At 63.0% G+C, this 24,499-nt stretch carries 19 protein-coding genes; 9 read left to right on the forward strand and 10 right to left on the reverse strand.

Features of this window, described 5'->3' with window-relative positions; translation table 11 throughout:
* Position 1: 1 nt before the first annotated feature.
* The 7 genes from AB1781_10160 (at position 2) to AB1781_10190 (ending at position 5,293) form a co-directional block, all read left to right on the forward strand.
* Entirely contained in the window at positions 2-1,717 is a 1,716-nt protein-coding gene (locus AB1781_10160; protein MEW5704930.1) for a hypothetical protein, read from the forward strand.
* A gap of 67 nt (positions 1,718-1,784) precedes the next feature.
* On the forward strand, positions 1,785-2,066 hold the full coding sequence (locus AB1781_10165; GenBank protein ID MEW5704931.1) for a DUF6127 family protein: 282 nt from the start codon (positions 1,785-1,787) through the stop codon (positions 2,064-2,066).
* A 78-nt stretch (positions 2,067-2,144) separates the two neighbouring features.
* Positions 2,145-2,822: a structural protein P5 gene (locus AB1781_10170; GenBank protein MEW5704932.1), complete on the forward strand. Its 678-nt coding sequence runs from the start codon at positions 2,145-2,147 to the stop codon at positions 2,820-2,822.
* Positions 2,822-3,061 carry a hypothetical protein gene (locus AB1781_10175; protein MEW5704933.1) on the forward strand — a complete coding sequence of 80 codons (240 nt, stop codon included), beginning with the start codon at positions 2,822-2,824 and terminating at the stop codon, positions 3,059-3,061. The genes AB1781_10170 and AB1781_10175 overlap by 1 nt, the downstream gene beginning before the upstream one ends.
* Before the next feature lie 22 nt (positions 3,062-3,083).
* The gene (locus AB1781_10180) at positions 3,084-3,215 is read left to right on the forward strand and encodes a hypothetical protein (GenBank protein ID MEW5704934.1); all 132 of its coding nucleotides are present in this window, start codon (positions 3,084-3,086) and stop codon (positions 3,213-3,215) included.
* Positions 3,216-3,383: 168 nt separating this feature from the next.
* Positions 3,384-4,604, forward strand: coding sequence for a nucleoside triphosphate pyrophosphohydrolase family protein (locus tag AB1781_10185; GenBank protein ID MEW5704935.1), 1,221 nt, complete (start codon positions 3,384-3,386; stop codon positions 4,602-4,604).
* Positions 4,601-5,293 (forward strand): uracil-DNA glycosylase, encoded by a 693-nt coding sequence (locus AB1781_10190; GenBank protein MEW5704936.1) that lies wholly within the window; start codon positions 4,601-4,603, stop codon positions 5,291-5,293. The genes AB1781_10185 and AB1781_10190 overlap by 4 nt, the downstream gene beginning before the upstream one ends.
* Positions 5,294-5,312: 19 nt before the next feature.
* Here AB1781_10190 and AB1781_10195 read toward each other — a convergent pair whose 3' ends face one another.
* The 9 genes from AB1781_10195 to AB1781_10235 all read right to left on the reverse strand — a co-directional run bounded on the left by AB1781_10195 (position 5,313) and on the right by AB1781_10235 (position 18,979).
* Positions 5,313-5,924: a hypothetical protein gene (locus AB1781_10195; GenBank protein ID MEW5704937.1), complete on the reverse strand. Its 612-nt coding sequence runs from the start codon at positions 5,922-5,924 to the stop codon at positions 5,313-5,315.
* A gap of 10 nt (positions 5,925-5,934) precedes the next feature.
* Positions 5,935-6,411, reverse strand: a complete 477-nt coding sequence (locus AB1781_10200) for a TIR domain-containing protein (protein ID MEW5704938.1) — start codon at positions 6,409-6,411, stop codon at positions 5,935-5,937.
* A gap of 104 nt (positions 6,412-6,515) precedes the next feature.
* Positions 6,516-7,175, reverse strand: coding sequence for a hypothetical protein (locus AB1781_10205; GenBank protein ID MEW5704939.1), 660 nt, complete (start codon positions 7,173-7,175; stop codon positions 6,516-6,518).
* A 4-nt stretch (positions 7,176-7,179) separates the two neighbouring features.
* Positions 7,180-7,734, reverse strand: a complete 555-nt coding sequence (locus AB1781_10210) for a TIR domain-containing protein (GenBank protein MEW5704940.1) — start codon at positions 7,732-7,734, stop codon at positions 7,180-7,182.
* Positions 7,735-7,752: 18 nt separating this feature from the next.
* Positions 7,753-10,515, reverse strand: coding sequence for a DUF499 domain-containing protein (locus AB1781_10215; GenBank protein MEW5704941.1), 2,763 nt, complete (start codon positions 10,513-10,515; stop codon positions 7,753-7,755).
* A gap of 13 nt (positions 10,516-10,528) precedes the next feature.
* Positions 10,529-11,488 carry a hypothetical protein gene (locus AB1781_10220; protein MEW5704942.1) on the reverse strand — a complete coding sequence of 320 codons (960 nt, stop codon included), beginning with the start codon at positions 11,486-11,488 and terminating at the stop codon, positions 10,529-10,531.
* A gap of 4 nt (positions 11,489-11,492) precedes the next feature.
* Positions 11,493-14,516 (reverse strand): DUF1156 domain-containing protein, encoded by a 3,024-nt coding sequence (locus AB1781_10225; protein MEW5704943.1) that lies wholly within the window; start codon positions 14,514-14,516, stop codon positions 11,493-11,495.
* On the reverse strand, positions 14,513-17,950 hold the full coding sequence (locus tag AB1781_10230; protein MEW5704944.1) for a helicase-related protein: 3,438 nt from the start codon (positions 17,948-17,950) through the stop codon (positions 14,513-14,515). The genes AB1781_10225 and AB1781_10230 overlap by 4 nt, the downstream gene beginning before the upstream one ends.
* A gap of 120 nt (positions 17,951-18,070) precedes the next feature.
* Positions 18,071-18,979 (reverse strand): WYL domain-containing protein, encoded by a 909-nt coding sequence (locus AB1781_10235; GenBank protein MEW5704945.1) that lies wholly within the window; start codon positions 18,977-18,979, stop codon positions 18,071-18,073.
* 297 nt (positions 18,980-19,276) lie between these two features.
* Here AB1781_10235 and AB1781_10240 point away from each other — a divergent pair, with 297 nt between their 5' ends.
* Together AB1781_10240 and AB1781_10245 are read left to right on the forward strand one after the other, a co-directional pair.
* On the forward strand, positions 19,277-20,263 hold the full coding sequence (locus tag AB1781_10240) for an ATP-binding protein (protein ID MEW5704946.1): 987 nt from the start codon (positions 19,277-19,279) through the stop codon (positions 20,261-20,263).
* Between the two features lie 168 nt (positions 20,264-20,431).
* Positions 20,432-22,828, forward strand: a complete 2,397-nt coding sequence (locus AB1781_10245) for a S8 family peptidase (GenBank protein ID MEW5704947.1) — start codon at positions 20,432-20,434, stop codon at positions 22,826-22,828.
* 350 nt (positions 22,829-23,178) lie between these two features.
* Here the strand turns inward: AB1781_10245 and ubiM are convergent, their stop codons facing one another.
* Positions 23,179-24,354: a 5-demethoxyubiquinol-8 5-hydroxylase UbiM gene (gene ubiM, locus AB1781_10250; GenBank protein ID MEW5704948.1), complete on the reverse strand. Its 1,176-nt coding sequence runs from the start codon at positions 24,352-24,354 to the stop codon at positions 23,179-23,181.
* Positions 24,355-24,499: the final 145 nt, after the last annotated feature.

The following is a 24,499-nucleotide window of genomic DNA, read 5'->3' on the forward strand; positions in this document are numbered from 1 at the left end:
CATGCCAACGCCCAACCTCGGCATCCCGCACCTCGCAGCCTCCCAGAACCAGAAGGAGGTCACCGCCAACGACGCCTTCGACCGGCTCGACGAGGCGATGAACGACACCGCCTCGGTCGACTGCTCGGCCGGCAGCACCACCGTCGACGGCGCGACCTTCACCCGCAACTTCGAGCTGGTGCTGACCGGCGCGCCGGCCGCCGCCTTCACGCTCAGCGTGCCCGACGGCAAGCGCTTCTTCCTGGTGAGGAACGCCACCGCGCAGGTCGCGACCGTGCAGCGGACCTCGGGCGGCGGCTCGGTCAACCTGACCGCGGGCCAGCGGCGCCTCCTCTACAACACCGGGACCGAGATCGTCGCCGCGGCGCCCGACGCCGCGGTGACCGGCGGCGGGGGCGGCGGGGGCGTGAGCGGCGCCGGCTTCCGCGGCGCGCTGGTCAAGCTCAGCGCCGACGCCAGCATCGCCAACCAGTCCCAGACCGCGATCGGCTGGGCGACCACGCTGTTCGACACCGACGGGTTCTGGAGCGGCGGCAGCCCGACCCGCCTCACGGTGCCCGCCGGCGTCTCCAAGGTGGTGGTCGTCGCCGGAGTCCAATGGGGCGCCAGCGCCACGGGCGACCGCTGGGTCGAGGTGCACCGGAACGGGGTCGAGGTGGAGGGGCTCCCCGGCAGCCTGATCGGGCCGCTCGGGAGCAGCAGCCGGGCCCGTCAGGCGGTGGTCTCGGCGCCGATCCAGGTGAGCCCGGGCGACTACTTCGAGCTCCTGGCCTGGCAGAACAGCGGCGGCGCGCTCGCCGTCGAGGCCGACCCGCAGACCTGGTTCGCGGTCATGGCGGTCGACACCATCGCCCAGGCCTCGGAGGTTCGCGCGGTCCAGGTCAAGCGCACCACCGACCAGGCGATCGCGACCTCGACCATGACCGCGGTCGCCTGGGAGGCGGCCGAGTTCGACGACGGCAGTATGTGGTCGGCCGGCAGCCCGACGCGGCTCACCGTGCCCGCCGGCGTCTCCAAGGTCCGGCTCAGTGCCAACCTGCGCTTCGCCACCACCTCGAGCGCGGGCTACCGCTTCATCCGCATCACGAGGAACGGCGCAAGCTTCGCCGGCCGGGCCGAGGACCTCGACACGGTGCCGAGCAACGGCGACAACGCGCTCTCGGTCACCACCGGCATCGTCCCGGTCCAGCCCGGCGACTACTTCGAGCTCGAGTGCTGGCAGAGCTCGGGCGGAAGCCTGAACGTCGCCGCCGGCGACGCCACCTGGTTCAACATGGAGGTGGTGGAACGGGTCGCGCCCGCCTTTCGCGGTGCGCTCGTCAACCTCACCGCCACCGAGCCGGTCCCGACCTCGACCGACACGGCGCTCGCCTGGGACGCCGTGGTCTACGATACCGACGGCTTCTGGTCGGCCGGCAATCCGACGCGCCTCACGGTTCCCGCCGGCGTCTCCAAGGTGCGGCTCAAGGGCAACATCAGCTGGGGCTTCGGCGGCACCGGCTACCGGCACATCTGGGCCAGCAAGAACGGCGCCCTGTTCCCCGGTGCTGGCAAGGAGAGCGACGAGGGCGACAGCGGCGTCCAGAACTTCGCCTCTGCTGTCGTGCCTGTGGTCACCGGCGACTACTTCGAGTTTATCGCCCGCCAGACTTCGGGCTCCACCAAGAATGTGCTCGCCGCTGCCGACACCTGGTTCGCGATCGAGGTGGTCGAGTAGACGCGTCTCTGACCGTCGACTGATTGGACCCGCCGCGAGGCGGGTTTCGTGTGTCTGGAGGAACCTCATGAATGACGGAACGGATAGTGGGGGGCTTGTCAGCCTCCCAAAGGCCGAGCTTGAGCAGCTGCTGGGCCAGGCGGCCGCCCGCGGCGCCAGGCAGGCGCTCAAGGACATCGGCCTCGACAACGGCGAGGCGCGCGAGGACATCCGCGAGCTGCGCTCGCTCTTGGGCGCGCTGCGGCTCGCCCGGCGCACGGCGTGGCAGACCGCGGTGCGCGTGCTTACGACCGTGTTGCTCGCCGCTCTCCTCGCGCTCGCGGGGATCAAGCTCAAGCTGCTCGGCTGACGCCTCCGAGCGCTACCCGCCGTTCCAATCCGTCCACCCGGCCGCCGCGAGGCGGCTTTTGATTCGAGGGAGCCTCCCATGACCACGCAGACGCGAGCCCTGCCGCGCGGCATCCGCAATCACAACCCGCTCAACATCCGCTTGAACCCGGCCAACCGCTGGCAGGGGCGCATCGAGCCCGAGCGCAACACCGACGGTGCCTTCGAGCAGTTCGAGGGCCCCGTCTGGGGCCTGCGCGCCGGCGCCGTGCTGATCATCGCCCACTACAACCGCCGCGGCGCCGACACCATCCGCAAGCTGGTGAGCATCTGGGCGCCGCCCAGCGAGAACGACACGGAAGCCTATGCCGCCTTCGTGGCGCGCGAGAGCGGCTTCGGCGCGGACCAGAAGCTCGACATGCACCGCGCCGAGCATCTGCGGCCCGTGCTTGTCGCGATGATCCGCATGGAGAACGGGCAGCAGCCCTACACGGACGCCCAAATCGACGCGGCGCTGGTGCGTGCCGGCGTGCTGCCGCCCGGGCGCCAGCTCAGCCAGTCGCGCACCGTGCGCGGCGGCCAGGCAGCGGCGACCGGCACGCTCGGCGCAGCGGCGATCGAAGCGGTGCAGGAGACGATCGGGCCGGCACAGGACGTGCTCGTCGGGATCGCGCCCTATCTCGATGCTGCCAAGTGGGCGCTGCTCCTCGTCACGCTGGTCGGCATCGGCGTGATGCTCTGGGCGCGGATCGACGACCGCCGCCGGGGGCTCCGGTGATGTGGGCCCTGATCCAGCCCTGGCTCCTCCGCAACGCCCTCGGCCTCCTCGGCTGGCTTGCCGCGGCGGCGGCCGCCGCGGCCGTGCTCGTGGGCGCCCGTCAGGCCGGGCGCAATGCCGAGCGCGTCGAGCGCATGAAGAAGACCATCGAGGTGCAACATGACCAGCTGGAAGCCGCTGCTCGCCGCCCTCGCGATCGCGACGAGCTTGCTCGCCGCCTGCGCGACGGCACCTTCTGACGGCGCGCCCTGTCCGCCGGTCGTGCCCTACAGCCAGAAGTTCCTCGCCCGGGCGGCCGACGAGCTCGACCGCCTGCCGCCCGGCTCGGCCATTGAGCAGATGCTCGCCGACTACCAGGTCATGCGGGATCAGGCACGGGCGTGCGGGCATTAGGCGGATCTGAAACTCAGCACGCATTTAGCTGTTTTTCAGGGATTCCCTTGTGCGATCGTTCGTGATTCACTGATCGGGGCGCGGTCGATTGGCGGGGCGGCCATTCTTGGCGGTGCAGTAGCCGGGGCAATTTGGGGTCCGCGCAACTGTCTGGGAGCAAGGGGACCGGTGGCGAACGAAACGAGGCTGATACGGTCGCAAGGGCTGTTCATCGAGGCCGAGGCGCCACTAGGTCTTGACGAGTACCAGCAATTCACCACAAAAACCGACAAAAACGAGCGGCAAGGCATCGCCGGCTTAGGATTTGTTCTCCTCGGGTTGTTTGGGGAGGCGGGCAGCCTGCTAAGCGAACTCAAAAAGAAACAGCGAGATAAAGATTCCTACATCGCATACCACGACTCGGTTATCGAGGAGTTTGGCGATGTGCTTTGGTACTTCGCCAATGCAGCGCTTCGAGCCAACTTACCCCTCGCCGCGATCGCCAAGCTCTTACCGGCTAGTCTCGCCGACTGGGACTATCACGGCCGCGAGGGTGCATCCACCTTCGTCGATCTCCAAACCGCAAAGGCAGAATTTAAGGGACCCCTCTCGACGGACATCGTCGAGCGTCGACTCTTGGCCCTAGCCGGGAATGTCGGTCAGCTCCTGGAGAATTTCAGCAACCGCAGATTTGATACTAATCGTGACGCGCTCTCGGCTGACCTCGTTGAAATCTTTCGCGCCCTAGTGGCTGCTGCCGATGATGCCGACGTGAGTCTCGATGAGGCAGCACGCCGCAACATCGCAAAGACCTTGAGTCGATGGCCGATCGACCGCAAGTGGGATCCACCGTATGACGATGATTTCGATGAGGACGAACGCCTGCCGCGCCGGATCGTGATGGTGTTCAAGGAGAAAGATGTTGGAGGGAAAAAATACGTCATCCAGCAGTGCAACGGCATCAACATCGGGGATCGTCTGACGGACAACCGACTTGAACAAGATGATTATCGTTTTCATGACGTATTTCATCTCGCGTATGCAGCGATCCTTGGGTGGTCACCGGTCATCCGGGCGCTGTTCAAGGTCAAGCGGAAGAGTCGTCCCGAGATCGATGAGAATCAAGACGGTGCGCGCGCCATCCTCATCGAGGAAGGCGTTTCCACCTGGATTTTTAACCATGCTCTTCGAAATCAACATTTCCGCAGCATCGATTCCCTCGACTATTCCCTTCTAAAGGCTGTTCGCGAACTCGTGAAAGGATATGAAGTGGAAAGCCGTCCGCATTGGCAGTGGGAGCTCGCCATCCTTGAAGGGTTCCGCGTATTCAGAGAAGTGTGCGCGCATCGGGGCGGCACCGTGATCGCCGACCTGAATGAGCACACCATTACGTTCAAAGGACCAAAATGAGCCGCACCAATAAGAGTGAAGCACGGCAATTCGTCGAACGGCTAGCAGCGCTTCGTTTCGACACCGTTTTCAATCCCTATGCCCAAGCGTGCCCAGAATGGGACAGCGGCAACGCTGCGGCAACTCGTCGACGTAACCTTGAGCTCGTCCTTGAAGCCGCGATGGAAAAAGGGGTCGAGTCAATCTGGGTCGCGCGGGACCTAGGATATCGAGGTGGCCGTCGAACCGGTCTCGCCCTAACCGACGAAGTGCATCTTTCCTATCATGCGGCGCTGTTTGGTACGCCACCGCTCGCCCGCGCGACCAAGGGGCCCGCGGTAGCCGAACGAACCGCTGCCGTTGTATGGCAGATGCTTCGCGCGATCGATCGTCCAATCTTTCTCTGGAATGTCTTCCCGCTTCACCCCCATCAGCCAGAAGACCCGATGTCGAATCGCTGCCACACGCGAGCGGAGCGGGCCGCTTGTCGACCCTTATTGGTCTGGCTTCTGGACGCGCTGCAGCCTCGCAACATAGTTGCTATTGGCCGGGATGCGCACGCTGCGCTTGACGATCTGGGCGTAAGGGCAACGTCAGTGCGCCACCCGAGCTACGGCGGACAGCCGGAGTTCGTCAGCGGTCTAGCAGCTCTGTACGGTTTGTCCTCTATGGCGTCGAGCAATACTTCCCAGTTGCGTATGTTCCGGTAGCTTCATGACTCTGACCGAGTCACGCTGATCGCACCCAGTCAAGAGGAGCGCCAACGTATCCGTGCTGGCCAACGGACCGGATCCACTCGATAAATTCCGAAACGAGCGCATCGGGAAAATGGTTCTTATGTCCTCGGCCAGCGCATAGATCAAAGCCTCCGCAGTTACGGAAGCGCTTTAGGATTTTCGGACCTGTTCCGCCCCAATAGACATAATCAGTGCTCACGAGAACCCGATCAGTTTGTGTGTCATTCTCGATGTTTTTCTGATTCGCGCTTCCATCGGCATGGCTGTGATGGGAGTTCTCTTGATTCCAGCGACCCGACTTTGGATCACGGTGATAGATGTTATCGCCGAACGCCTGTTTCTTGCTTCCCGACAGCCTTGGCCTTTTGGGGAAGAAACGAGGGTCATGCCAATACTCGTCGAATGTCAGGGTCTCCGTGACGCGCATCGCGAACACAATGTGGGCGTCACGGCCGCGCGACTTTGATCCAGTGCCTACCACCCAGTCGCCGACTTGGGCCATCCGCCTTATTATTGGCTTGCAGGTGGCGAGCGTGCAGAACCCATAGAAAGGGTTCGGCGCAAAGCCGTAGTCACGAGCGACGACGTAGGTGTACAGCGTCACCTGTCCATGCTCATCGGCAGCTATAGCGCTTGATGGGTCGATCCGACCGCAACTCACCAGAAGGAGTCCTCCAGTCGTTGATCTGTCCTGTGACCGCATCAATGATGCGATCGCTGTTCCATCCAACCACCGCATCGGCATATTTATCGAGTGCGTCTGGTACATCACACTCGGCGGCACCATGCGCCCAAACGCCGACAATGCGCTTTTCCGCTTTGTGGGCGTACTCGATTTCCCAATCGACCCAGGGACTGTTACGAGTCTGCGGGGAGATATAGACGATCATGGTCCCAGCCCAGCGAATGCGCGGGGCTAGGATTTCGGACTTGATGTAGTCGGGATTGGACGCGTCATTCGGCTTCTCAGCGTTGATGGACCCGTCCCGTATACTGAAGCCCTTATTCCCGAGAAGCTCCTTCAGCTTCCCCAGCCCTTCGTCGTCCTCATGAACGTGGCTGATGAAGACGTTTCGGGTTTCCTCGGTCATCGAGAATCTCCTCTATCGTTTCGTCCCATCCGTAGGGTGCCCAACTCGGGGCAAGTCATCCTACCGTCTGCGACGTGTTGACCAGTCATTGATTTCTCGCTCACTTAATCCGTCATGACCAAACGGCGCATGTGGTTGCGGTAGCTGATCAGGCGCTGGTTGACCCTTTCCATATCGGCCTTCAGTTCGTCGTATTTCGGAAACTTTTGTTGAATCTCCTGTGGATCGATCACCAGATCGCCGCTGGTCTTGTTCAGCTCGTTCTCATACCAACGGCGGAATCGCGCTTGCCACATCGTCAGGTGAGGCCGTAGCCCCTCGTTCAGAACCTCGATCGATAGCTTGATAATCTTCTGGGTGCTGCTGTGCCGCACCTTGTTGACGGGGACCGATTTTACGAGGTCCCGAGTGACGGCGAAGAATTCGTACCAACTGTTATAGATTTCAGCGATGACGTCATGGTCGAAATCGATCGGCAATCCAATTTTCCGTGTGCTCAGCTCCACCCATATTGCATAAGCTACCTGGCGATCCGTCATGTTTGGTTTGAGTCGAAGCTTGCCGGTGCCCGTTCCTATCTCGGCTTGGTCGATCTCGAAATCCTTCCAGCTGGAGCCACCAGAAAACCAACGCCAGCCAGCATAGACGAGAACCGCCACCAAGAGCGCGATACCAACCCAGAAGCTGACTTGGATCGATACCGACCAGTCCGAAAGGAGCCGTACGGACAAGAGGTCGATATTCGATTGGCTTGTGGTGTCCATCGAATCACTCGCACTGCCGGTTGTACGTGAAGCGATCTCTGGGATTTTCGATCAAATGGGCATGTGTCGTTCGCCGCTGAAACGCCGCCTCGATGGCCTGCCATAGCTCGTCCGACGATTGCGGGTAGGCCATCCAACGGGCGAAGCAATCGCTTCCGGCAGCCTTCTTTTCAGGGGTCAGCAGATTCCTGTTCAGGCGATCCGGAAAGGCGCCATCCTCGGGGAAGGCAGGCATCTTGATGGCAAGCAACCCATTGGCAAGCCCGTTCTGCGGCGCCCGCAGCGATGCCTGGATTTCCCAGTCGACGTAGCGCCTCGCCCATGTGCATCTGCCCAGCATCACCAGCGTCACAGTCGAGTCGCGAATGTAAAGTTCGCGGATGCGTCGCATGACGTACTCGGGGTCAGTGCTGTCAATGATGTCCTGAGCCATTGTCTGCCCTAGTCCGCGAGCAATGAACAGATTCTGCCCGTGATCAAATGTGTTAACAAAGCGATCAACCCACGGCTGGTCGGCATGGTGATATGAGACGAAGCATTTGCGTCTCGTTGCATTCATGGCTGACCCCAGAGATGCCTATTCCACCTTTACCGCATCGGCGAGGCCGAGTTCCTGCAGGACCTGCCGAATCTCGTTCGCAAGGCCGGTCGCGGAATCGGCAGAGACAGTGACCGAGAACTCGAGTCCGATCCTGAGTTCCGAGCCGGAGCGGAGCTTTGGCAGAATCTTCGTACCAAGGCGGTTCCAGACCTCCGGGGGGACGGCGCCCACAACGCGGAGTGTCCGTGTTGAAGTTGCGGGCTCGGGGGCGGGGCCAAGCGTGGGACCAGGTTCCGAAACGGGCGGGACCGTGGGGCCCGGCTCGGGCTCCGGACTTGGGGTGGGCATCGCTGGCTTCCCGGCCCTGAGCGCTTCCGCCGTGCTCTTCCTCAACAGGAACACTCCGGCGTCGAAAGCGACCTCGTCAGACGCAACCGCCTCCTGGAACCAGATCCGCTCGTACGTGCCGTCGGCCTTCTTGCCCGATGCCAAGCCGAAATCGCCGCGTGTCACGAACTCGACGATCTTGGACTTCAAAGTGGCGTCGGGATCGACGAGCCGAGTCAGCGAGCCATTGAGAAAGCTCTGTCGAAGGCTCGCAAGGGGCCAGGCGCCCGAGTCCTTCAGCGCCGGTGGCCAGTTGCGCTCGATGTATCCAGCGCCGACCGACTCGTTCAGGAGCGCTTCGGACTTGAGGGCGGCGATGACGCGCCCGCAAAGCGTCTCGCCGCTTGACGAATGTCCCGCACCGAGGTCGATCACCTTGAGCCCATCCGCTTCCTGGCCGTCGGCAAGGATGGCGAAGCGGTAGCCGCCCCAGACCTCGTCCTTGGCGGCCTCTTCCGCGTCTTTGACCTTCGACTGGAGTTCCGCCCGGTCATTGCGGTCGAACTCCCCGCCCAGCGTGCCATCGGCCACCTCGCGCGCGACCCGCCTCCATGCGAGCGCGAGCTCCACCTTCTCGCGCAGATCCCGCCCTGGCTTCTTGAGGCACCACACGAGCGCACCCGGATAGAGTCGGGGCGACTTGCCGCGGCTTCGAGTCCACTCGGCGATCTGGGTGCGGAGCGAGCCGGTGCCGGACCATTCCGTTTCGGGATCGGCTGCGACGAGCGTCAATCTGGGCGTGTCAGGAATCTCCGCGCCGTCGCGCGGGAAGGGGACGACAGGGATGCTGGCGCCACGCCGGAACTCGTCCTCGACGAGCTTCCGCATGGCGGGTTTGACCTCTGTCTCATGGTCAAGGGACGCCCGACGGTCGCTCACAACCTTCTTCATCGTCGGCTGATAGCCGATCCGGAATCCGTCCGTCCCCACCTTGCGCAGGAAGTAGGAGCGGTCTTCAAGCGCGAAGGCGGCATTATCGATGGTCGTCGTATCCAGCTCCGGCTCGCCGAGCGCGAAGCGGAGCTCCGGGAGATGCGCGACCTTGTCGGTCTGCCCGCCCGACGATTCGAACAAGATCGCGGTGCCAACCCGCTTGTGAATGTCGCGGAGCGGTCCCTTGGTATCGGCGTCGAGCGCCCTCGCATGAGCCTGCTCGCCGGCGATATCTGTGTCGATCGCAGCGACGAGGCGGGACTCGCCGAGCTGGCCCAGCACGACGCTGCGGAAGCCCGGCTCGGCCAGCGGTGCCGACCCGAGCGTGATCAACGGCTCGGTGCGCGCCTTGCGGAACGCGTCCTGGGCCGCCAGCGATATCCACTGGGCCAGCATCGCGAGCGTGCCGCGCGTCTGCTGGTACTGCGGCAGCGGCTGCCATTTCCGTTGGAAGACTGACAGCGTCGCCGGATGGAACGGGTAACACGTCTCGAAGCGGCGCTGGAGGAACTCGCGCGCCTTGGCCTCGGTCGCCGCGGAATCCACCGCTGTCCACTCGGGCGGGAGCTGGGCGCGCCGCTCGAAGCACCAGTCGCCAAAGGCCCGCGCGACGCTCTTGCGGATCCTTTCGCTGCCAAGGTCCTGGAACAGCCGCCGGCGCACGACCTCGCTGATCTCGGTCTCGTCGTTGGCGATCAGGTCCTTGGCGACGCGGCGCACCACCTTCGAAATCTTGTCCTGCCACTCCTGATCCCACTCGGTCATCTCCACCTGGCTGCGGGGAAGGGAAATCACGCATGCGCCGTGCGTAGTCCCCGTCGTGGCGACGGTCAGGTTCTGAATGAACGCATGGAATGAATCAGCGCTGCCCCGGTGGCGATTGAGGAAGTTTAGGACCTCGTCGAATAGCAGAAGCACAGGTGCCCCGGCGGCCTGGAAGACCCGCGCGATCGCGTCGGTGCCCGGCGGCGTGGTTTTCGCCGAAGGACCCAGCGCCTCGACGCCCTTGTCTCCGGCGAGCTGGCGAGCGATGTCGATCCACGGCGTCTCACGCCCCTCGCGCGGATCCCATGCGTTGCCGACAAAGACCGCGACCTTCCCTTTGGGCACGGTTGCGACGCCCGCCTCCCGCACAAGATCGGCCACGCCCGAATAGCCCGCTGCCGCCTCGCCATTGCTTACGAGGTGGTAGAGCGTCGTGAGCGTATGCGTCTTGCCGCCACCGAACTGGGTGATCAGCGTGAGCACCGGCGCGGTATTCTCGGTCTTTCCTGAGAGCCGCCGAAGCACCATTCCTGCATGCTCGCGCAACGCCCTGGTGAAGCAGGTGCGGGCGAAGAACTGGTCGGGCTTCCGGTAATCCTCCGGCGCCGTCCCGGCCACGACCTGCTCAAGCGCGATGGCGAACTCGTCGGGGTTAAACGACCGGCCTTCGCGGACTTCCTTGCGCGGCGTCGCGACCTTGTACCAAGGTTCCATTGCGATCCCCCTCCTACGGTCTCTGCAGGCGCGCGAACAGGTCGGTCGCCGTTCTCTTCAATCGGGCCAAATTGGCGTAAGCCACGGGCTCAAACCCGCGACCGCCCGCGTACATCCGGTAGCGGATGCCGTCGGTCACGATCACATCGCGCGGAATCCCGAGCGCCTCCACATACCCCTTCCCCTGTTCCAGCGCGCCTTCAACGCCCGCACCCAGGCGTTTGGCTTCGATCACGAGATGACAGTTTTCCGGCGTGCGCGGCAGGGCCCGAAATACCGCGACGTCGATGTAGCGCCACTTGACGGCAATCCGCTCCGGCGGCCAGCCGAGCGCGCGCAAAAAAGGCACGATGAAATGGGCGATCAGCTCGTCCTCGCTCGGAGGTTCGCCAAAGGCCTGGGAATCCTGGAACAGCGGGACGAGATCGGCGGCCTGAGCCACGATTCCCCGCAGCCCGTCAGGCACTTCATCGATCGGCGGTTCCTCGGCTGGAAGCTCAGGCAACGGTGCCGTTTGCCAATGCGTCGGCGGGGATTTGATGAAGCGCTCCGTGAAATCGATCACGTCCTGGCTCCACACCCGCGAGCAGCGCGGCGGATTGGCGCCGAAGGCCTGGCCCGCGAACGTATGCGGCTCGGGGAGGCGGCACCAGCGCACCCGCCGGCCGTGTTGCAGGTCCCAGCCGTTCACGTCGTCGAACGCGTTCAGGTACAAGTAATCGCTGGCCACGAGACCGACCGCCGCGATCGTCGCAAGACCCGTGCGCAGCAGGATCGCATCTCCTACCGTGACTTCGCTTGCGAAGCGCCGTACGAAGCCGCCCTCGAACTCGTTATCGTCGCGTTCGGGTTTCCAGGCCCCTGCATCGCCCGGGCCGATCAACACGACGCCGTGCTTGAGCAGAACGTCGGCATAGGACCGCGATGCCGGCCCGGCCGAGACTTGCCACACTGTCCGAGCAGAGACGGTCATCGGTTCACCTCGGCACCGCGAGAAGCATCGCGTCGAGGAGGCGCTTCTCCTCGCTGCCCCTCGGGTAGAGAGCGGAGAGGGCATTGGCGAGCCGCAGGAAGTCCGGGCTGCGCTCCTGCTCGGCCTTCAGCAGCGCACGCAGCGCATTGGTGCGGCCGCCCGCCTGGAGCAGCATGGCCGCGTGGATGCGGTCGAGGGTCGTGGCCTCCCGCGCAGAAGCCAAGCTTTCTTCCGAGACGTCGACGGCCATGCGCCCGCTGCGGCCCCGTGCGCCGCGGCCGCGCACTTTCGGAGCCGCCTCCATTTCGGGGAACAGCATGCCCTGAAGGGGATTGACGCCAGTCGAGGTTCCCAGCTCGAGCTGAGTGGCAACCGCCTGGGCGCCTTCGTCGCCGAAGAGCTGCTTCGCCCGCTCGGCGATGGGCAGCAGGCGCACGACGCCCTTCTTCGTCTCGATGACGCGGCCTTCCCACTTGGGCAAGTCGATTCCGAGCGGCTGGGCAAAGCGACGAACCACGTCGAAGACCAGCGTGAAGCCCTTCGCCTTGCCGCGTGACGCGCCTTCTTCGTCCTCCTCGTCGTCCGCCGCCTCCTCGTCCTTGCCGTCGTCGCTTGCGTTCTCCGCTACTTCGCCGTTCGTGCTCTGTAGCGTCCAGAGGAACAGCGCCGTGAGCCGCGCGTCCTCTTCTACGGCGCCGGCCGCACCGTTGCGCGCGCGCGCTTCGGCGGTGCCGAGCACCTGGCCGAGCGCGCTCCGACCCACGACCTCCCACACCTTCTCCAGGTACTCGGCGAGCGCAACCTCGCGCCCGTCGGCCGTTTCGACTTTGGCATAACGACTGAAGATTTCGAGCGCCGGTCCGATGCAAGCGAAGACGAGGTCGGCGCCACGGACGCCCTCGCCCTGCAGGTGCTCCATCCAGTCGCCAACGCGCTTCGGCAGCTCTCGCAGAACGTCGGCCCAGTCGCCGATCGGCGCGTCGTCGGGACGCGGGCGGCAGATGAGATGGACGCTGGTTGCGAGGGCGGCGGACTCTCTCGCGCGCAATCGAGAGCCCATTTCTGTTGCAATTGGCCACGACCCGGTGATTGTCCAACCGCCACGGATCATGCCGGAGAGCAGCGCTTCCCAGCCCTCCGTCGTCTTATGAGCAAAAACGACTGAACCGACACCGTCTTCGCACAGTACTCGGCGACCCTCGCCAAAGGCGCGCCCCATAGCGGTTTCGAAAAAAGCCTTTGTCTTTGGCTGGCCATCCTCGGCTTCATACCGCTCATCTTGCACGATTTCTTGACGTTTCGGCGTAAGTGGATTCGCCGCGTCAAACGGATCACGAAGGGCGTTCCGCTGAGCGAGAGACCGCTTGAGCCAGACAAAGAAAAAATCCGCCAATTCCGCGTAGCCAATCGCATCATAGTATGGCGGGTCGGTAAACCAGACCTGACAAGACGCGTCGGGTAACGGCGACCTTGTGGCATCCGCGACTTGGACCTGTGCGGTTGAGCTGGTTGGAAAGTAACATTGGGAAATAGTATGACCGCTTCTTTCAACTGAGCTGTCGAAACTTCCGCTGGAGGACTCAGTAAGAACCGCCTCAGCGTAATCCCAAACCATTGAAATGGCTTGGCGCGCAAAGAGATTTACTGGACACTCAGCATCAAGTTTCCACCGAACAAATGAATTTCCAAGGTCGATCGATTTGTTAAGGCACAGCGCCATCAAATCTTGCAGTGCTGGTTGCTCTTCCAGTGTTGAGCATATTGTCTTCGCAAGGGCATGCGCGGTGGCGAGCTGTCGCGGGTTTAGCAAGTCCTTCCACTGCTTGACTCCGTAGTTGGGCACCCTAAAGCAGTTTGTATTTCTCGGCGGCAACGGTTCATCCGGCACCGGACAGAGACCCTGCTTCCCGTTGCGTTCCCATTCGTCGAGTAGCTTCGCCACGTGCACACGCGCCTTGCGCACCGCCTCGTAATCGCGCTCAGTCGGCAGCCGATAGTGCCGACCGGTCTCGCCCGGCTTTAGCGTCACCACCGCAAGCATCCGTGCTCCTGCCGAGCGTTGACCCTTCTCGTCGAACACCACGTCTGCACCGCCGCGCTGGGTGGAAAGTTGTGCTCGTACTCGCTCGGGTGGCAGGACCGCACCGCAGGAGATGCAGGTCGCCTTGGCGCGAGTCACGGTGCCGCCCGGCACATCCTTCTCAGTCTTCGGCTCGAAGACCTGGAACTCGACGCGTGGCGGCTGGCCCTGTGAACGTTCGACCCGGTGGCGGAGCGCTCGCTTGCGGCTCGCCTTTTTGCTGAGCCAGAACGAACGCGCGAGCGGAATTTCGGCGCCGCAGTTGGGCGACTCGCAGCGTACGGTGCGCACCCAGAGATAGGCGATCGGCACCGCACCATCCGGGTCCTTCGGATAGAAGCCGGCGAGTTCCTTTTCCGCCTTCTTCTTGATCTCCGCGCCGATGAGGCGAAGCTCTTCTGCGAGCTTCGGGCCATGGCGCGGGATGTCCTCTAGCATCACTTTCAGGATCAAACAGGCGACGGGGTTGAGATCGCTCGCGAAGGCCTCGCAGCCCACCCGCAGCGCTTCCAGAGGGATCGAGCCGCCACCGGCGAACGGGTCCACGACCAGTGGCGGCTCTTCCCCATGCGCCGCCTTCACCAGCGCGCGGCTGACATCGAGATAGGTGCGGTTGGACGCGAGATCCCAGTTCGCAAAGTCGGCGACGAATTTGAGCAACGCCTTGCGCAGGTCCTCGTCCGTTGTGCCTGGATTGCAACCTGCGACCTGCCGCAGGAGCTTTTGCGCCTGCTCCTTGAACTCACGCGGACACAGTGGATCGCACGGATCGGGCCAGAGGAGACCGAGCAGGACCGCCCGGCTCGACGCCAATGGCCGCCGCGCCCACCAAAGATGGAGCGTGCTCGGGTGCCCATGACGGATCGACTTCTCCCGTGCCGCGTGCCGCGACACTTCGGCGATCGGGAAATCCACTTCGGCAAGACGCTTGCAGTCTTTGGGGATCATTCTTTCGGTCCTTCGAAGGGCGCTTGGTCCTCGCGGAGCTCCATCGGCGTCGTCATCGCGTTCACCGAAAGGTAGTAGTGCGCGACCTTCGTCACCTCGTTCCAGTCGAGGCGCGCCGGGTCGCGGACCGGTTCCTGCAGGCGGGGAGCGGTGTCGCAGCCGGTGACGACGTAGAGCCAATAGCAGTCGCGCCGATCCTCGGCGACGCGCCGTTCGTTGGGCGTGAGCAGAATGGTCCCGGTCGAGGCGCCAAGCCCCTTCACCTCGATCAGGCGCAGCTCGCCCGAAGCGAGATCGAGGCTGGTGATGTCATAGCCCAGGTTCTTTGCGGATACGTCGAAAACCTGCCGACCCAGCGCCGCCTCGTGCTCCATGACGACGCGCATGGCGATCACCTCGGTCTCGAAGTTCGGCTTCAGTCGTCGCACCTCGGGCGCTTCCCGCTCGGGATGCGGCAGGATGAGAACGCTGGCCAGCCGCTCGACGGCCTGAAGCGTGAGTGCCCGCTGGCGTTCGAGGTCGGTGCGGCGGCGGTCGCGGCGGGCGAGCAGCTCCGCGTGTCGCGATTCCGCCTGCGCGAGGCGGCCTTCTGCGCCGGGGAGCTTCTGATCAACGTCTGCGGCAGCACGGCCGATCTCCTCGTCGGCGCGCTGGAGCAGTTCGGTCAGCGACAGTTCGACATGCGCACTGACGCGCTCGACTTCGGTGAGCCGGTCCTTGCGCGTCTCTTCGAGGAATGGCGCGAGCGCGTTCTCGTGGAGCCAGCTCGCTGCTTCGGGGAGAGTCGCGACCGCGGGCATTTCCGCCGGCGGATCGGCAGGGGCGAAGTTGCCGAGCAGCCCAGGTTCCTGGAGGCGAGGTGTGCCATCGTTGGCAATCTCCACCGCGAAAAGGCGCTCATGGATGACTTGGCCCAGCCCGTCCACGACCCGGGCTCGGTAGAAATCGACGCGTGCCGCGTGTTCGTGCTGCAGCGAATAGAAGGTTGCGCCCTTGCCGAGGACATTCAGCGCCTGGGCGTGCGTATGCCGCCGGACCGACTCGAACAGAGGATGGCCGGGCGTGACCCACTCCAGCTTCTCCAGTTCGGCCGTGTCGCGATCGGTCGAGCAGCGTGGATAGCGGTCCGCAAGAGCCGGGAGCTTCCAATTCGCCTCCTTCTCGTAGCGGCGGAGCACTGAGGGCGTACGTGCCGGCTCAAAGGTATGCGGCAGGCTCGCCACCGGCCTGAGCGTGAACGGCACGAACTCGGCTGCCTCGCGCAGGAAGCGGGCGATGGTCTCGGGCACCACGCGACGCTCTTGCGCTCGAGCACGCCGTTCGATCAGCATTTCGAGGTTGAGCTTCTTGCTCGCGAGCCCCTCCAGAGCATTCTGGCAGATCGCGCGGAACTGGCCTTCGTCGACATCGCGGAGCAGGCGATCTTCGAGGTCGGCATCGCCCAGCCGGCCGGCGTAGTAGTCGCGCAGGATGCGCTCGACGTGGGCGGCGGGCAGGACCTCGCCCACCACGTTGAAGACGGCGTCGTCCTCCAGCGCATCGCGAATTTCCTGCAGCTTCTCCAGCAGGCGCTGCAGGACGCGGCCTTCGATGGTGTTGGTCGCTACGAAGTTGAAGATCAGGCAGTCCTTGCGCTGGCCGTAACGGTGGATGCGCCCCATCCGCTGCTCCAGCCGGTTCGGGTTCCACGGGATGTCGTAGTTGAACAGGATGTTGCAGACTTGCAGGTTGATGCCCTCGCCGGCAGCCTCGGTGGCCACGAGGACCTGGATCGCACCTTCGCGAAACTGCTGTTCGGCATAGAGCCGCGTGCCCGGCTCGTCGCGCGAGCCGGGCTTCATGCCGCCATGGATGGTGCCGACGCGGAAGCCCCAGGACGTCAGTCGGTTCACGAGATAGTCCAGGGTGTCCTTGAATTCGGTGAACAGGAGCAGGCGCTGGTCCGGGTGATCGAAGAAGCCCTCCTTGTGGAGCAGCTCCTTCAATTCCGAGAGCTTCGCTTCCGAGCCCGCTTCCTCGACTGCCTGCGCCTCGCCGGCCAGTCTGCGAAGCTCCTGAACCTCCTGGCGAACCTGGTCGGCACTGGCTGCGAGCGTAACGGCCTCCAGCATCGCTTCGAGGTGCTCACGCTCGCTTTCCTCCATTTCCTCCAGTTCCTCCGGATCGGGGAGATCCGGCGGCGCCTGGCGGGCGAGGTCCTGTGCCCGCTTGAGACCCTCTTCCAATCGACGCGCGCGATTTTCAAGTGACCGGCGCATGGCGTAGGTGCTCGATGCGAGCCGGCGCTGGTAGAGGGACATCAGGAACCCGATTGCCCGGGCGCGCGGGTCCTCACCCTCGGCTGCAGCGCGGGCGCTCTCGCGCTTCACGAAGCGCGTCACGTCGCGGTAGAGGTCGAATTCGGCACCGTCTATCTGGAAATCCACCGTGTGCGGGATGCGCTTGGTGAAGATCGGCTCAGCGGCCCAAGTGCCGTCGCCCCGCCGCTCGGGGAAGTAGACCATCGCCTCCTTGGTGCGACGCAGGTAGAAAGGCGCGCGCCGACGGTCCATAGCCTCCCTGATCGACCTCACGTCCGCGTAGGCGTCGGCATCGAGGAGCTGAAGGAACAGGCTGAAGTTCTGCGGGTCGCCCTTGTGGGGCGTCGCCGTCAGCAGCAGCATGTGATCCGAGGTGTCGCGCAGCAGCTCGCCCAGCCGGTAGCGCAGGCTCTTGTGCGACTCGTCGGCGGCTGACATGCGGTGCGCTTCGTCGACGATGACGAGGTCCCAGTGGACCTGCCGAAGACCGGGCAGGATGTCGGACCGTTTTGCCAGATCGAGCGACGTGATCACGCGGCTGCGTTCCAGCCACTGGTTGACGCCGAACTGGTCGCGGATGTCCTGGCCTTTCATTACCAGGAACTTCGCGTCGAACTTCTCCTTCAGCTCGCGCTGCCATTGGAAGGCGAGGTTGGCCGGGCAGACGATCAGGATACGTTCGGCAAGTCCACGAAGCTCCAGTTCCCGAATGAGAAGCCCCGACATGATCGTCTTGCCCGCGCCAGCGTCGTCGGCCAGCAGAAAGCGCACGCGTGCGAGCTTGAGCAGATAGTCGTAGATCGCCTCGAGCTGATGCGGCAGCGGGTCGACCCGCGATATCGATAGGCCGAAATAGGGGTCGAACTCGTAGGCGATGCCGAGCGCATAGGCCTGAAGCCCAAGGCGGAGCAACCGACCATCACCATCGAAGGAGCGCTGCGGTTCCAGAACGCTGAGGCGCTCCAGGTCGCTGGCGGTCATCGTCACTTTGCGGAACCGCTCGGAGTTCGAGCCCACGAGCCCGACGATCCAGCTTGTCGGTCCGTTGGCTTGTACCGTCTCCACCCGCATCGGCTCGTTGAAAAGCGGCCCGGTGAGGATCTGTCCTTCGCGGATAGGAGGCTCGCCGCTCAACGGACACTCCTTTGGCCTTCAACTGCCTGAACCTGAGTCTGGGCAGTGCGACCTGAAAGGCGCTCGGAGTCGTCGTCCAACCGGTTACCGAATTCAAAGACGTCCATCCCCTCTCCCCGCCTATTCACCCGCCTGAGCGCCGCCCATGGCCTCGCGGACTTCCTTCCGGTTCGCGAGCACGATGTGCTGATCCTGCGGGCGCTTGCGGGCTGGCTCTCCGTCGAGCCCCAGTCGTTTCAGGAAGTAGTACAGAAATGCCTTCGGGACCTCGATCGCGCGCTCTCCGTCTTGCATGCCGTAGTCGAGTTCGACCCCCCGGCGCTGGCCTTCCGACAGTCCGGGATGCGGAGCGATCACCACGGTCACCGACTCGGACCAGGCCCGATCGCTGGCCACCTCGATCGCGTGCGGCTTGTTCTCCCTGATGTCGAGAATCCGGGCGAAGACGAAGTCCTTGAAGGTCTCGTCGTTGTGGCAGAAGGCGCGCGCATGCCAGCGGAAGCCGTCGAACCCAAGGGCGTGGGGGGTGATCCAACGCCATTGCGGGTCCGGTTTCGACATCGACTGGTACCGGATCCGGATCGCCTGGCGCTCGCGAATTGCGCTCAAGACCGCCTTGAGGGTCCGCGTGTCGACGCTCCGGCCGGGGGCTGGCACGACCCGGAAGTCCGGCGGCTCAGCGAGCCACGCCTCCTCCGGCCTGATCGTCCTGTTGGCGATGGAATGCAGCTGGGCGAGGTAGCGGTCAGAGTCCCCGACGTCGAAGGCCGACTGGAACTCGCGGGTTGCCAAGTAGCACTTGAGGCTCGAATCGTAGGTGAGATTAGTGGGCGCGAGTTCCTGGTAACGCGCGAGGTCGGCGGACGCTTGGGGCGTGGAAATCCCAAACCGGTCAGTGAGGTCGCTGCGGTTGATGCGCCCTTCCCAAAAGAGCCGGAAGTCGATGAACTCGAGCCGCTGCTCGATGCCCCACCTCAGGTCCTCGCGACCCTCGTCCTTGACCCTCTTCAGTCCAGTACCGCGCCTCACGGCCACTCCTGCGTGCGTAAAGGAAGTTGATTGACTGGCAGTCCTATCTCGTATAGTTTCTTATCCCATCATCGAGGCCTCGTCAACCGGTGAGCAAGGAAGCACGAACGCAGGGACCACCATGCCGGCGCCAAACCCTACAGCGGCCGATTGCGCCTCGACGCCGGAATCGGCGCAGGGTAAAAGCTTCTCAAGCGGCGTCGATCACAGTGGCGGCTGTCACTCAAGAGCAGCTTGTCGCGGCTCTTGAAGGTTACGGATGTAGAGATTCGGAATTGGAAGCGGGGGCAGCGGGCAATGGCGACAGCGGATCACGTTAAGGCCCTGATCCGAAGTCACGCCGAAGGCGATGATGAACGATTCTACGCCATTGCCATGCAGGTTGCCGCCCAAGCCGCCCGGCAAGGGCACACGAAATTCGCTCAGGAATTGCGTGATTTGGTCGATCAGGCAAAGGCTCGCGCGAAGGCCGTGCCCTCCGGCCAAAGGACGAAGCCGGTCCCGATTATACAGCCACGCGGAGAGCTGGCCGGGCTGCTGACTGCAGCCTTCCCAAAGGGCCGCTTGTCCGATATGGCGCTGGACGAAGCGATCCGCTCGCGGATCGACCGCATCCTTCTCGAACAGCGGCAACGCGAGACCATTCTCGCGCACGGCATGTCGCCGCTCCGCAAGCTGCTGCTCGTTGGCCCGCCAGGCACAGGTAAGACAATGACCGCCGCGGCCTTGGCAGGCGAACTGAGCGTGCCTCTGTTCACCATTCAGCTCGACGGACTGATCACGAAGTACCTTGGCGAGACGGCCGCCAAGCTGCGCCTGATTTTTGAGTCAATTCAACAGACCAGGGCGGTCTACCTCTTCGACGAGTTCGATGCTCTGGGTGGGGAGCGCGCGGCCAGAAACGAGGTCGGGGAGATCCGGCGCGTACTGAACTCATTCCTTCAATTCCTTGAGCAGGACGACTCTGACAGCATCATCGTCGCTGCGACCAATCATCCGCAGATCCTCGATAGGGCACTGTTTCGCAGGTTCGACTCCGTAATCGAGTATCGTTTGCCATCGGAGGACATTGCTGAAAAGGTGATGCGCTCGCGCCTTGCGCTTCTCGACACTTCTCAGGTCGAGTGGAACAAGGCTGTGGAAGCGGCGGAGGGTCTGAGCCATTCGGATATCACGCGCGCATGCGAGCACGCTGCCAAGAACGCCATTCTTCAGCACCACACGCGGATCGATACAGCCGAGCTTATTGAAGCCCTGATCGAGCGACGCGCCGCCCATCAGTAGCGTCTCTGGGGGTGCTGAACGATGCCAGCCCCGAGAAATCGTAAGCACCTCCTCGTTCGAGCCGACCCCTCGGCAGAGGCATACAGGCCGCATCCAAGGAAGATTGAGCAGCCTAGCTACGCCGGTCCGCCAGACCGGCGGCGACATGCCGCTGCTCTTCGCGATGCGTTGACGGAGGCCCGCAGACAAGCCGAAGCGAACCGAGAAGCCGTCGACATCTCAGTGCATGGGGCGCAGCCGGGTCTATATGTCGAGTTCGAAAGCCCTCCCGGCGTCGATTTGAAACTGGAATCTCTTGAGGACCGACGCCGCGGTATAGAAGTGGTAGCGGTGCGGCGCGTTCCGGTAGAGCCCGAAGCTCCCCCAACCCAGTTCGCTACGGTCTTCGTGCCCGACGGCGCGCTCAGGCATTTCTTCGATCGCTTTCAACAGTACACGGAAGAGACGACACGGAAAGGCGAACCCCGTCACAAGGACATGGTGGACCGCATTGCCGCGCTCCGGAAAGCGACGCTACGAGCCCTTTGGACTGACGCCACCGAAGTCTATCCAGATGAGGCAGAGACGATCTGGTGGGAGGTGTGGCTCCGCCGCCATGATGGCAGCGAACTGCAGCGGCTTCTCGAATTCGCCGAACAGACTGGTCTCGATGTTGGGGAGCGACGACTAGGTTTTGATGACCGGATCGTGATCTTAGTCCGGGGTACCATTGCCCAACTTTCAGCGTCGCTGGACGTTCTTAACGACCTCGCCGAGGTGCGCAAAGCCAAGGAAAGTGCCACGTTCTTCGCCGATGCTTCGCCGGAGGAACAGGCCGGCTGGCTGAATGACCTGAAAGAACGCGTGATACCACCGACGACCGAAAATGCACCTGCGGTTTGTGTCCTTGATACCGGCGTTACGTGGGCGCATCCTCTGCTTGAGGACCTCATTGCACCTAACGACGCGATGGCCGTGGACCCCGCTTGGGGTGGGCACGACGATGGTGGCGGCCCTGGCAATATGGGGCACGGGACCGAAATGGCTGGCCTTGCGGCCTACGGTGACTTGGCGCCCCACCTTGGTTCCCGAGAACCCGTGCTGATCCGCCACCGCCTTGAGTCGGTGAAAATCCTTCCTCCTAGAGGAGCGAACCCTCCGGAGCTGTACGGTGCGATCACAGCGCAGGCGGTCACACGGCCCGAGATCAATGTACCTCAGCGCCTGCGCGTCTTCTCCATGGCAGTCACTGCAACTGACGAGCGCGATCGCGGTCAACCAACGTCGTGGTCGGCCGCGATCGACGCGCTCGCTGCTGGGCGCGCGTTTGACCCGGCGACCCACGGCCTCGTCTATTTGGACGAGGCCGAGGAAGGCGCACGCCGGCTGTTCATTCTTAGCGCCGGAAACGTCGCGCCGGACCACCTGCAGGATGATCATCTTGGCCGCAGCGATGTGGAGACCGTGCACGATCCGGCCCATGCCTGGAACGCCCTTACCATAGGCGCCTGCACCGAAAAGGCCACCATCGGAGACCCTACCTGGAATGGTTGGTCGCCGCTGGCGCCCCCTGGCGATCTGTCACCCTGGAGCACGACTTCCGTCACGTTTCAGGACCGATGGCCGATCAAGCCCGACGTTGTGTGCGAAGGCGGAAACGTAGCTGCAAATGGGGGAGCGTTCGAAAATGCTGTCCCTGATCTATGCCTGTTGTCGACCTACTTCCAACCGGCTCAAAAGAGCTTCGTCCTGTCGTGGGCCACAAGCGCTGCTACTGCACAAGTTGCCCGTATGGCGGCAATCATCAGGGCGGAGTATCCGGAGTACTGGCCTGAGACCGTCCGAGGTCTGATCGTTCACTCTGCAGAGTGGACCCGAGCGATGCAGGCACACTTGCGTGGCGCGGGAGGAAAGCGTGCACGAGCGAAGCTGGTCCGTCGTTATGGCTTTGGTCTCCCGAACCTCCATCGCGCATTGCGCAGCGCCAACGACGCCCTGACCTTGATAGCACAGGCGACGATTCGACCCTTCTCCGAAGGCAAGATGCGGGAGATGCATCTGCATGAGTTGCCATGGCCAAAGGAAGTGCTGGAAGAGTTGGGGCAGACGCCGGTCCGGCTTCGCGTCACCTTGTCATACTTTATAGAGCCTAATCCCGGTCGCCGCGGATGGCAGAAGCGGCATCGATACGCGTCGCATGGGCTGCGTTTCGACCTGAAAGCTCCAACCGAGACGGTGGATGAGTTTCGCAAGCGCCTTAATCAACGTGCGCTCGACGAGGATGAGGGCAAGCCGGACACTACAGGTGCGACCGAATGGTTCCTCGGCGAGATGGCGCGCAACAAGGGCTCAATCCATTCCGACATGTGGGTCGGTACGGCCGCCGATCTGGCAGAGCGAGGAGTGGTCGGGATCTATCCTGTGTCCGGATGGTGGAAGGACCAGCCCAAGCGCGACCGCAGCGACCTTGGTGCGCGGTACTCTCTTTTGCTTGCGATAGAGACAGAGGCAGAAGGCGTGGACATTTGGACTCCCGTGGCCCAGCAGATCGGCATTCCTGTCGAAGATGCAGTTATCGAGATCTGACATCGAGGTTCAGATCTTCCAATTCACAGCCCTTGTGATTCGGGAGGGGGACGTCTGCGGACAGCTGTCAGGGCCGGAATGGGCGCCGGTAGTGGCCGAGACGATGCGTGCGCAAACTTTCTCGTGCATGCGCGCCCTTACGTGCGATTACGAAGAGCGAGTTGGCGCAAGAGTCTTTCCCCTCCGCCAGCTATTAACCTATTGATATATAAAATACTTTACTATTTTAGACGGTCCGAATACCCGCGATCTTTCCGCCGGTTGCGGCGTCACTGCGCTTAGCCATCGCCCCTCTCGCACTCGGCGCTCGCAGACCACGCGGGATAGCGCATCGGGTCCCTCGGTAACTTCTAGAGGTGACTTTCCGTGAGTTGCCTCATAAGGGCAAACTTGGCCGGCCGGGCAAAATTGCCCAACCTCAGAACCGCGCCTCGTAAGATTTTGGCCGGCACAGTGTCGTCCGTAAACAATCTGACGATGGCGTTTGTCGTGAGATAAAGCGGCAGCGATGCGTGCCGATGCTTGGTTTGATAGTGCTCGAGCATTTTGGTTGTACTTATTTCAATCTGCTGAGCGAGCGCTGATCGTATATCTTTCGCAAGAGTGTCTTGGCTTCTGAGACCCAGATTAAATCCGTGCGCGGTGACCGGGTGCATACCTACCGCGGCGTCGCCAATCAACGCAAAACGCGTGGTAACGAAGCGGTCCGCAAAAACCGCGACAAGGGGATAGAAATAGCGTTTTCCAATCAATTTCATTCTACCCAGGCGGTTGGCGAACCGGATTTGCACATCCCTGTTGAATGCCGCTTGCTCCATGTTCAGAACCGATTCTGAAGCCGCTGTGGGCAAGGTGATGACAATCGATGAGGTGTTTTCCCCAAGCGGCAACACCGCCAGGGTCAGGCCGTAATGGAAGCACTCATAGGCGATATCATCGTGTGGCCTTTCATGCGCCATCCTGCACACGACCGCGACCCTGCCAAAGTCTCGTATAGACGCGCCAATGCCCATATGGCGACGGATCGTGGAAAAACGGCTGTCTGCAGCAACCACCAGGGAGGCCTCCAGCGCTTGTCCATCGGAAAGCCGGACCGAAGCACGGGTGGTGTCGGTGGCTACCGATACGACCTCAACGCCGGTAAGCAGTTTGACATTGGAAAAGCCGGCCAGCGCTTCGTAGAGCGCTTTTCGGATTAAGCGGTTTGAGATTAGGTAGCCAAGCGCTTCCTTATTGGTCGCCCGGTGATCAAAATGCAGGAAATACGACGAGGTGCCATTCAGCACCCTGGCTTCGCGGATTATGGAGATGGAATCGCTAGAAAAACACTGCCAGGCACCGAGTTCCTTCAGCAATTTTACCGAAAAGTGGGTAAGCGCGATGTCGCGTCCATCGGCCGGAGGGTTGGCAAGAACTTGTTCCGGCAGCTTCTCAACCACCGCGATCTTCAGGCCAGTACCGGCCAGTGACCGGGCGAAGCTCAGTCCCGCCGGGCCCGCTCCGATAATGATGACATCAAACTTCATTGCCGCCTTTTTCCACCCGCGACCTTGAGATAGGCCTGGAAGAGTTTGCCTTTCCCGCAGCGCGGGCAGCGCCTTGCAAGGCCGGCGCGTATCGGCGAGGGGATCGGCGTGAAGCCTTCGGCCATTTGCGTGCCGACTGCCCCCT

This window comes from Pseudomonadota bacterium, from assembly GCA_040752895.1.
Classification (GTDB): domain Bacteria; phylum Pseudomonadota; class Alphaproteobacteria.

What these genes read in the sequence shown, in the direction of transcription:
- AB1781_10160 (MEW5704930.1), top strand. Translation starts at nt 2, where the DNA reads ATGCCAACGCCCAACCTCGGCATCCCGCACCTCGCAGCCTCCCAGAAC.
- AB1781_10165 (MEW5704931.1), top strand. Translation starts at nt 1,785, where the DNA reads ATGAATGACGGAACGGATAGTGGGGGGCTTGTCAGCCTCCCAAAGGCC.
- AB1781_10170 (MEW5704932.1), top strand. Translation starts at nt 2,145, where the DNA reads ATGACCACGCAGACGCGAGCCCTGCCGCGCGGCATCCGCAATCACAAC.
- AB1781_10175 (MEW5704933.1), top strand. Translation starts at nt 2,822, where the DNA reads ATGTGGGCCCTGATCCAGCCCTGGCTCCTCCGCAACGCCCTCGGCCTC.
- AB1781_10190 (MEW5704936.1), top strand. Translation starts at nt 4,601, where the DNA reads ATGAGCCGCACCAATAAGAGTGAAGCACGGCAATTCGTCGAACGGCTA.
- AB1781_10200 (MEW5704938.1), bottom strand. Translation starts at nt 6,411, where the DNA reads ATGACCGAGGAAACCCGAAACGTCTTCATCAGCCACGTTCATGAGGAC.
- AB1781_10205 (MEW5704939.1), bottom strand. Translation starts at nt 7,175, where the DNA reads ATGGACACCACAAGCCAATCGAATATCGACCTCTTGTCCGTACGGCTC.
- AB1781_10210 (MEW5704940.1), bottom strand. Translation starts at nt 7,734, where the DNA reads ATGAATGCAACGAGACGCAAATGCTTCGTCTCATATCACCATGCCGAC.
- AB1781_10215 (MEW5704941.1), bottom strand. Translation starts at nt 10,515, where the DNA reads ATGGAACCTTGGTACAAGGTCGCGACGCCGCGCAAGGAAGTCCGCGAA.
- AB1781_10220 (MEW5704942.1), bottom strand. Translation starts at nt 11,488, where the DNA reads ATGACCGTCTCTGCTCGGACAGTGTGGCAAGTCTCGGCCGGGCCGGCA.
- AB1781_10225 (MEW5704943.1), bottom strand. Translation starts at nt 14,516, where the DNA reads ATGATCCCCAAAGACTGCAAGCGTCTTGCCGAAGTGGATTTCCCGATC.
- AB1781_10240 (MEW5704946.1), top strand. Translation starts at nt 19,277, where the DNA reads ATGGCGACAGCGGATCACGTTAAGGCCCTGATCCGAAGTCACGCCGAA.
- ubiM (MEW5704948.1), bottom strand. Translation starts at nt 24,354, where the DNA reads ATGAAGTTTGATGTCATCATTATCGGAGCGGGCCCGGCGGGACTGAGC.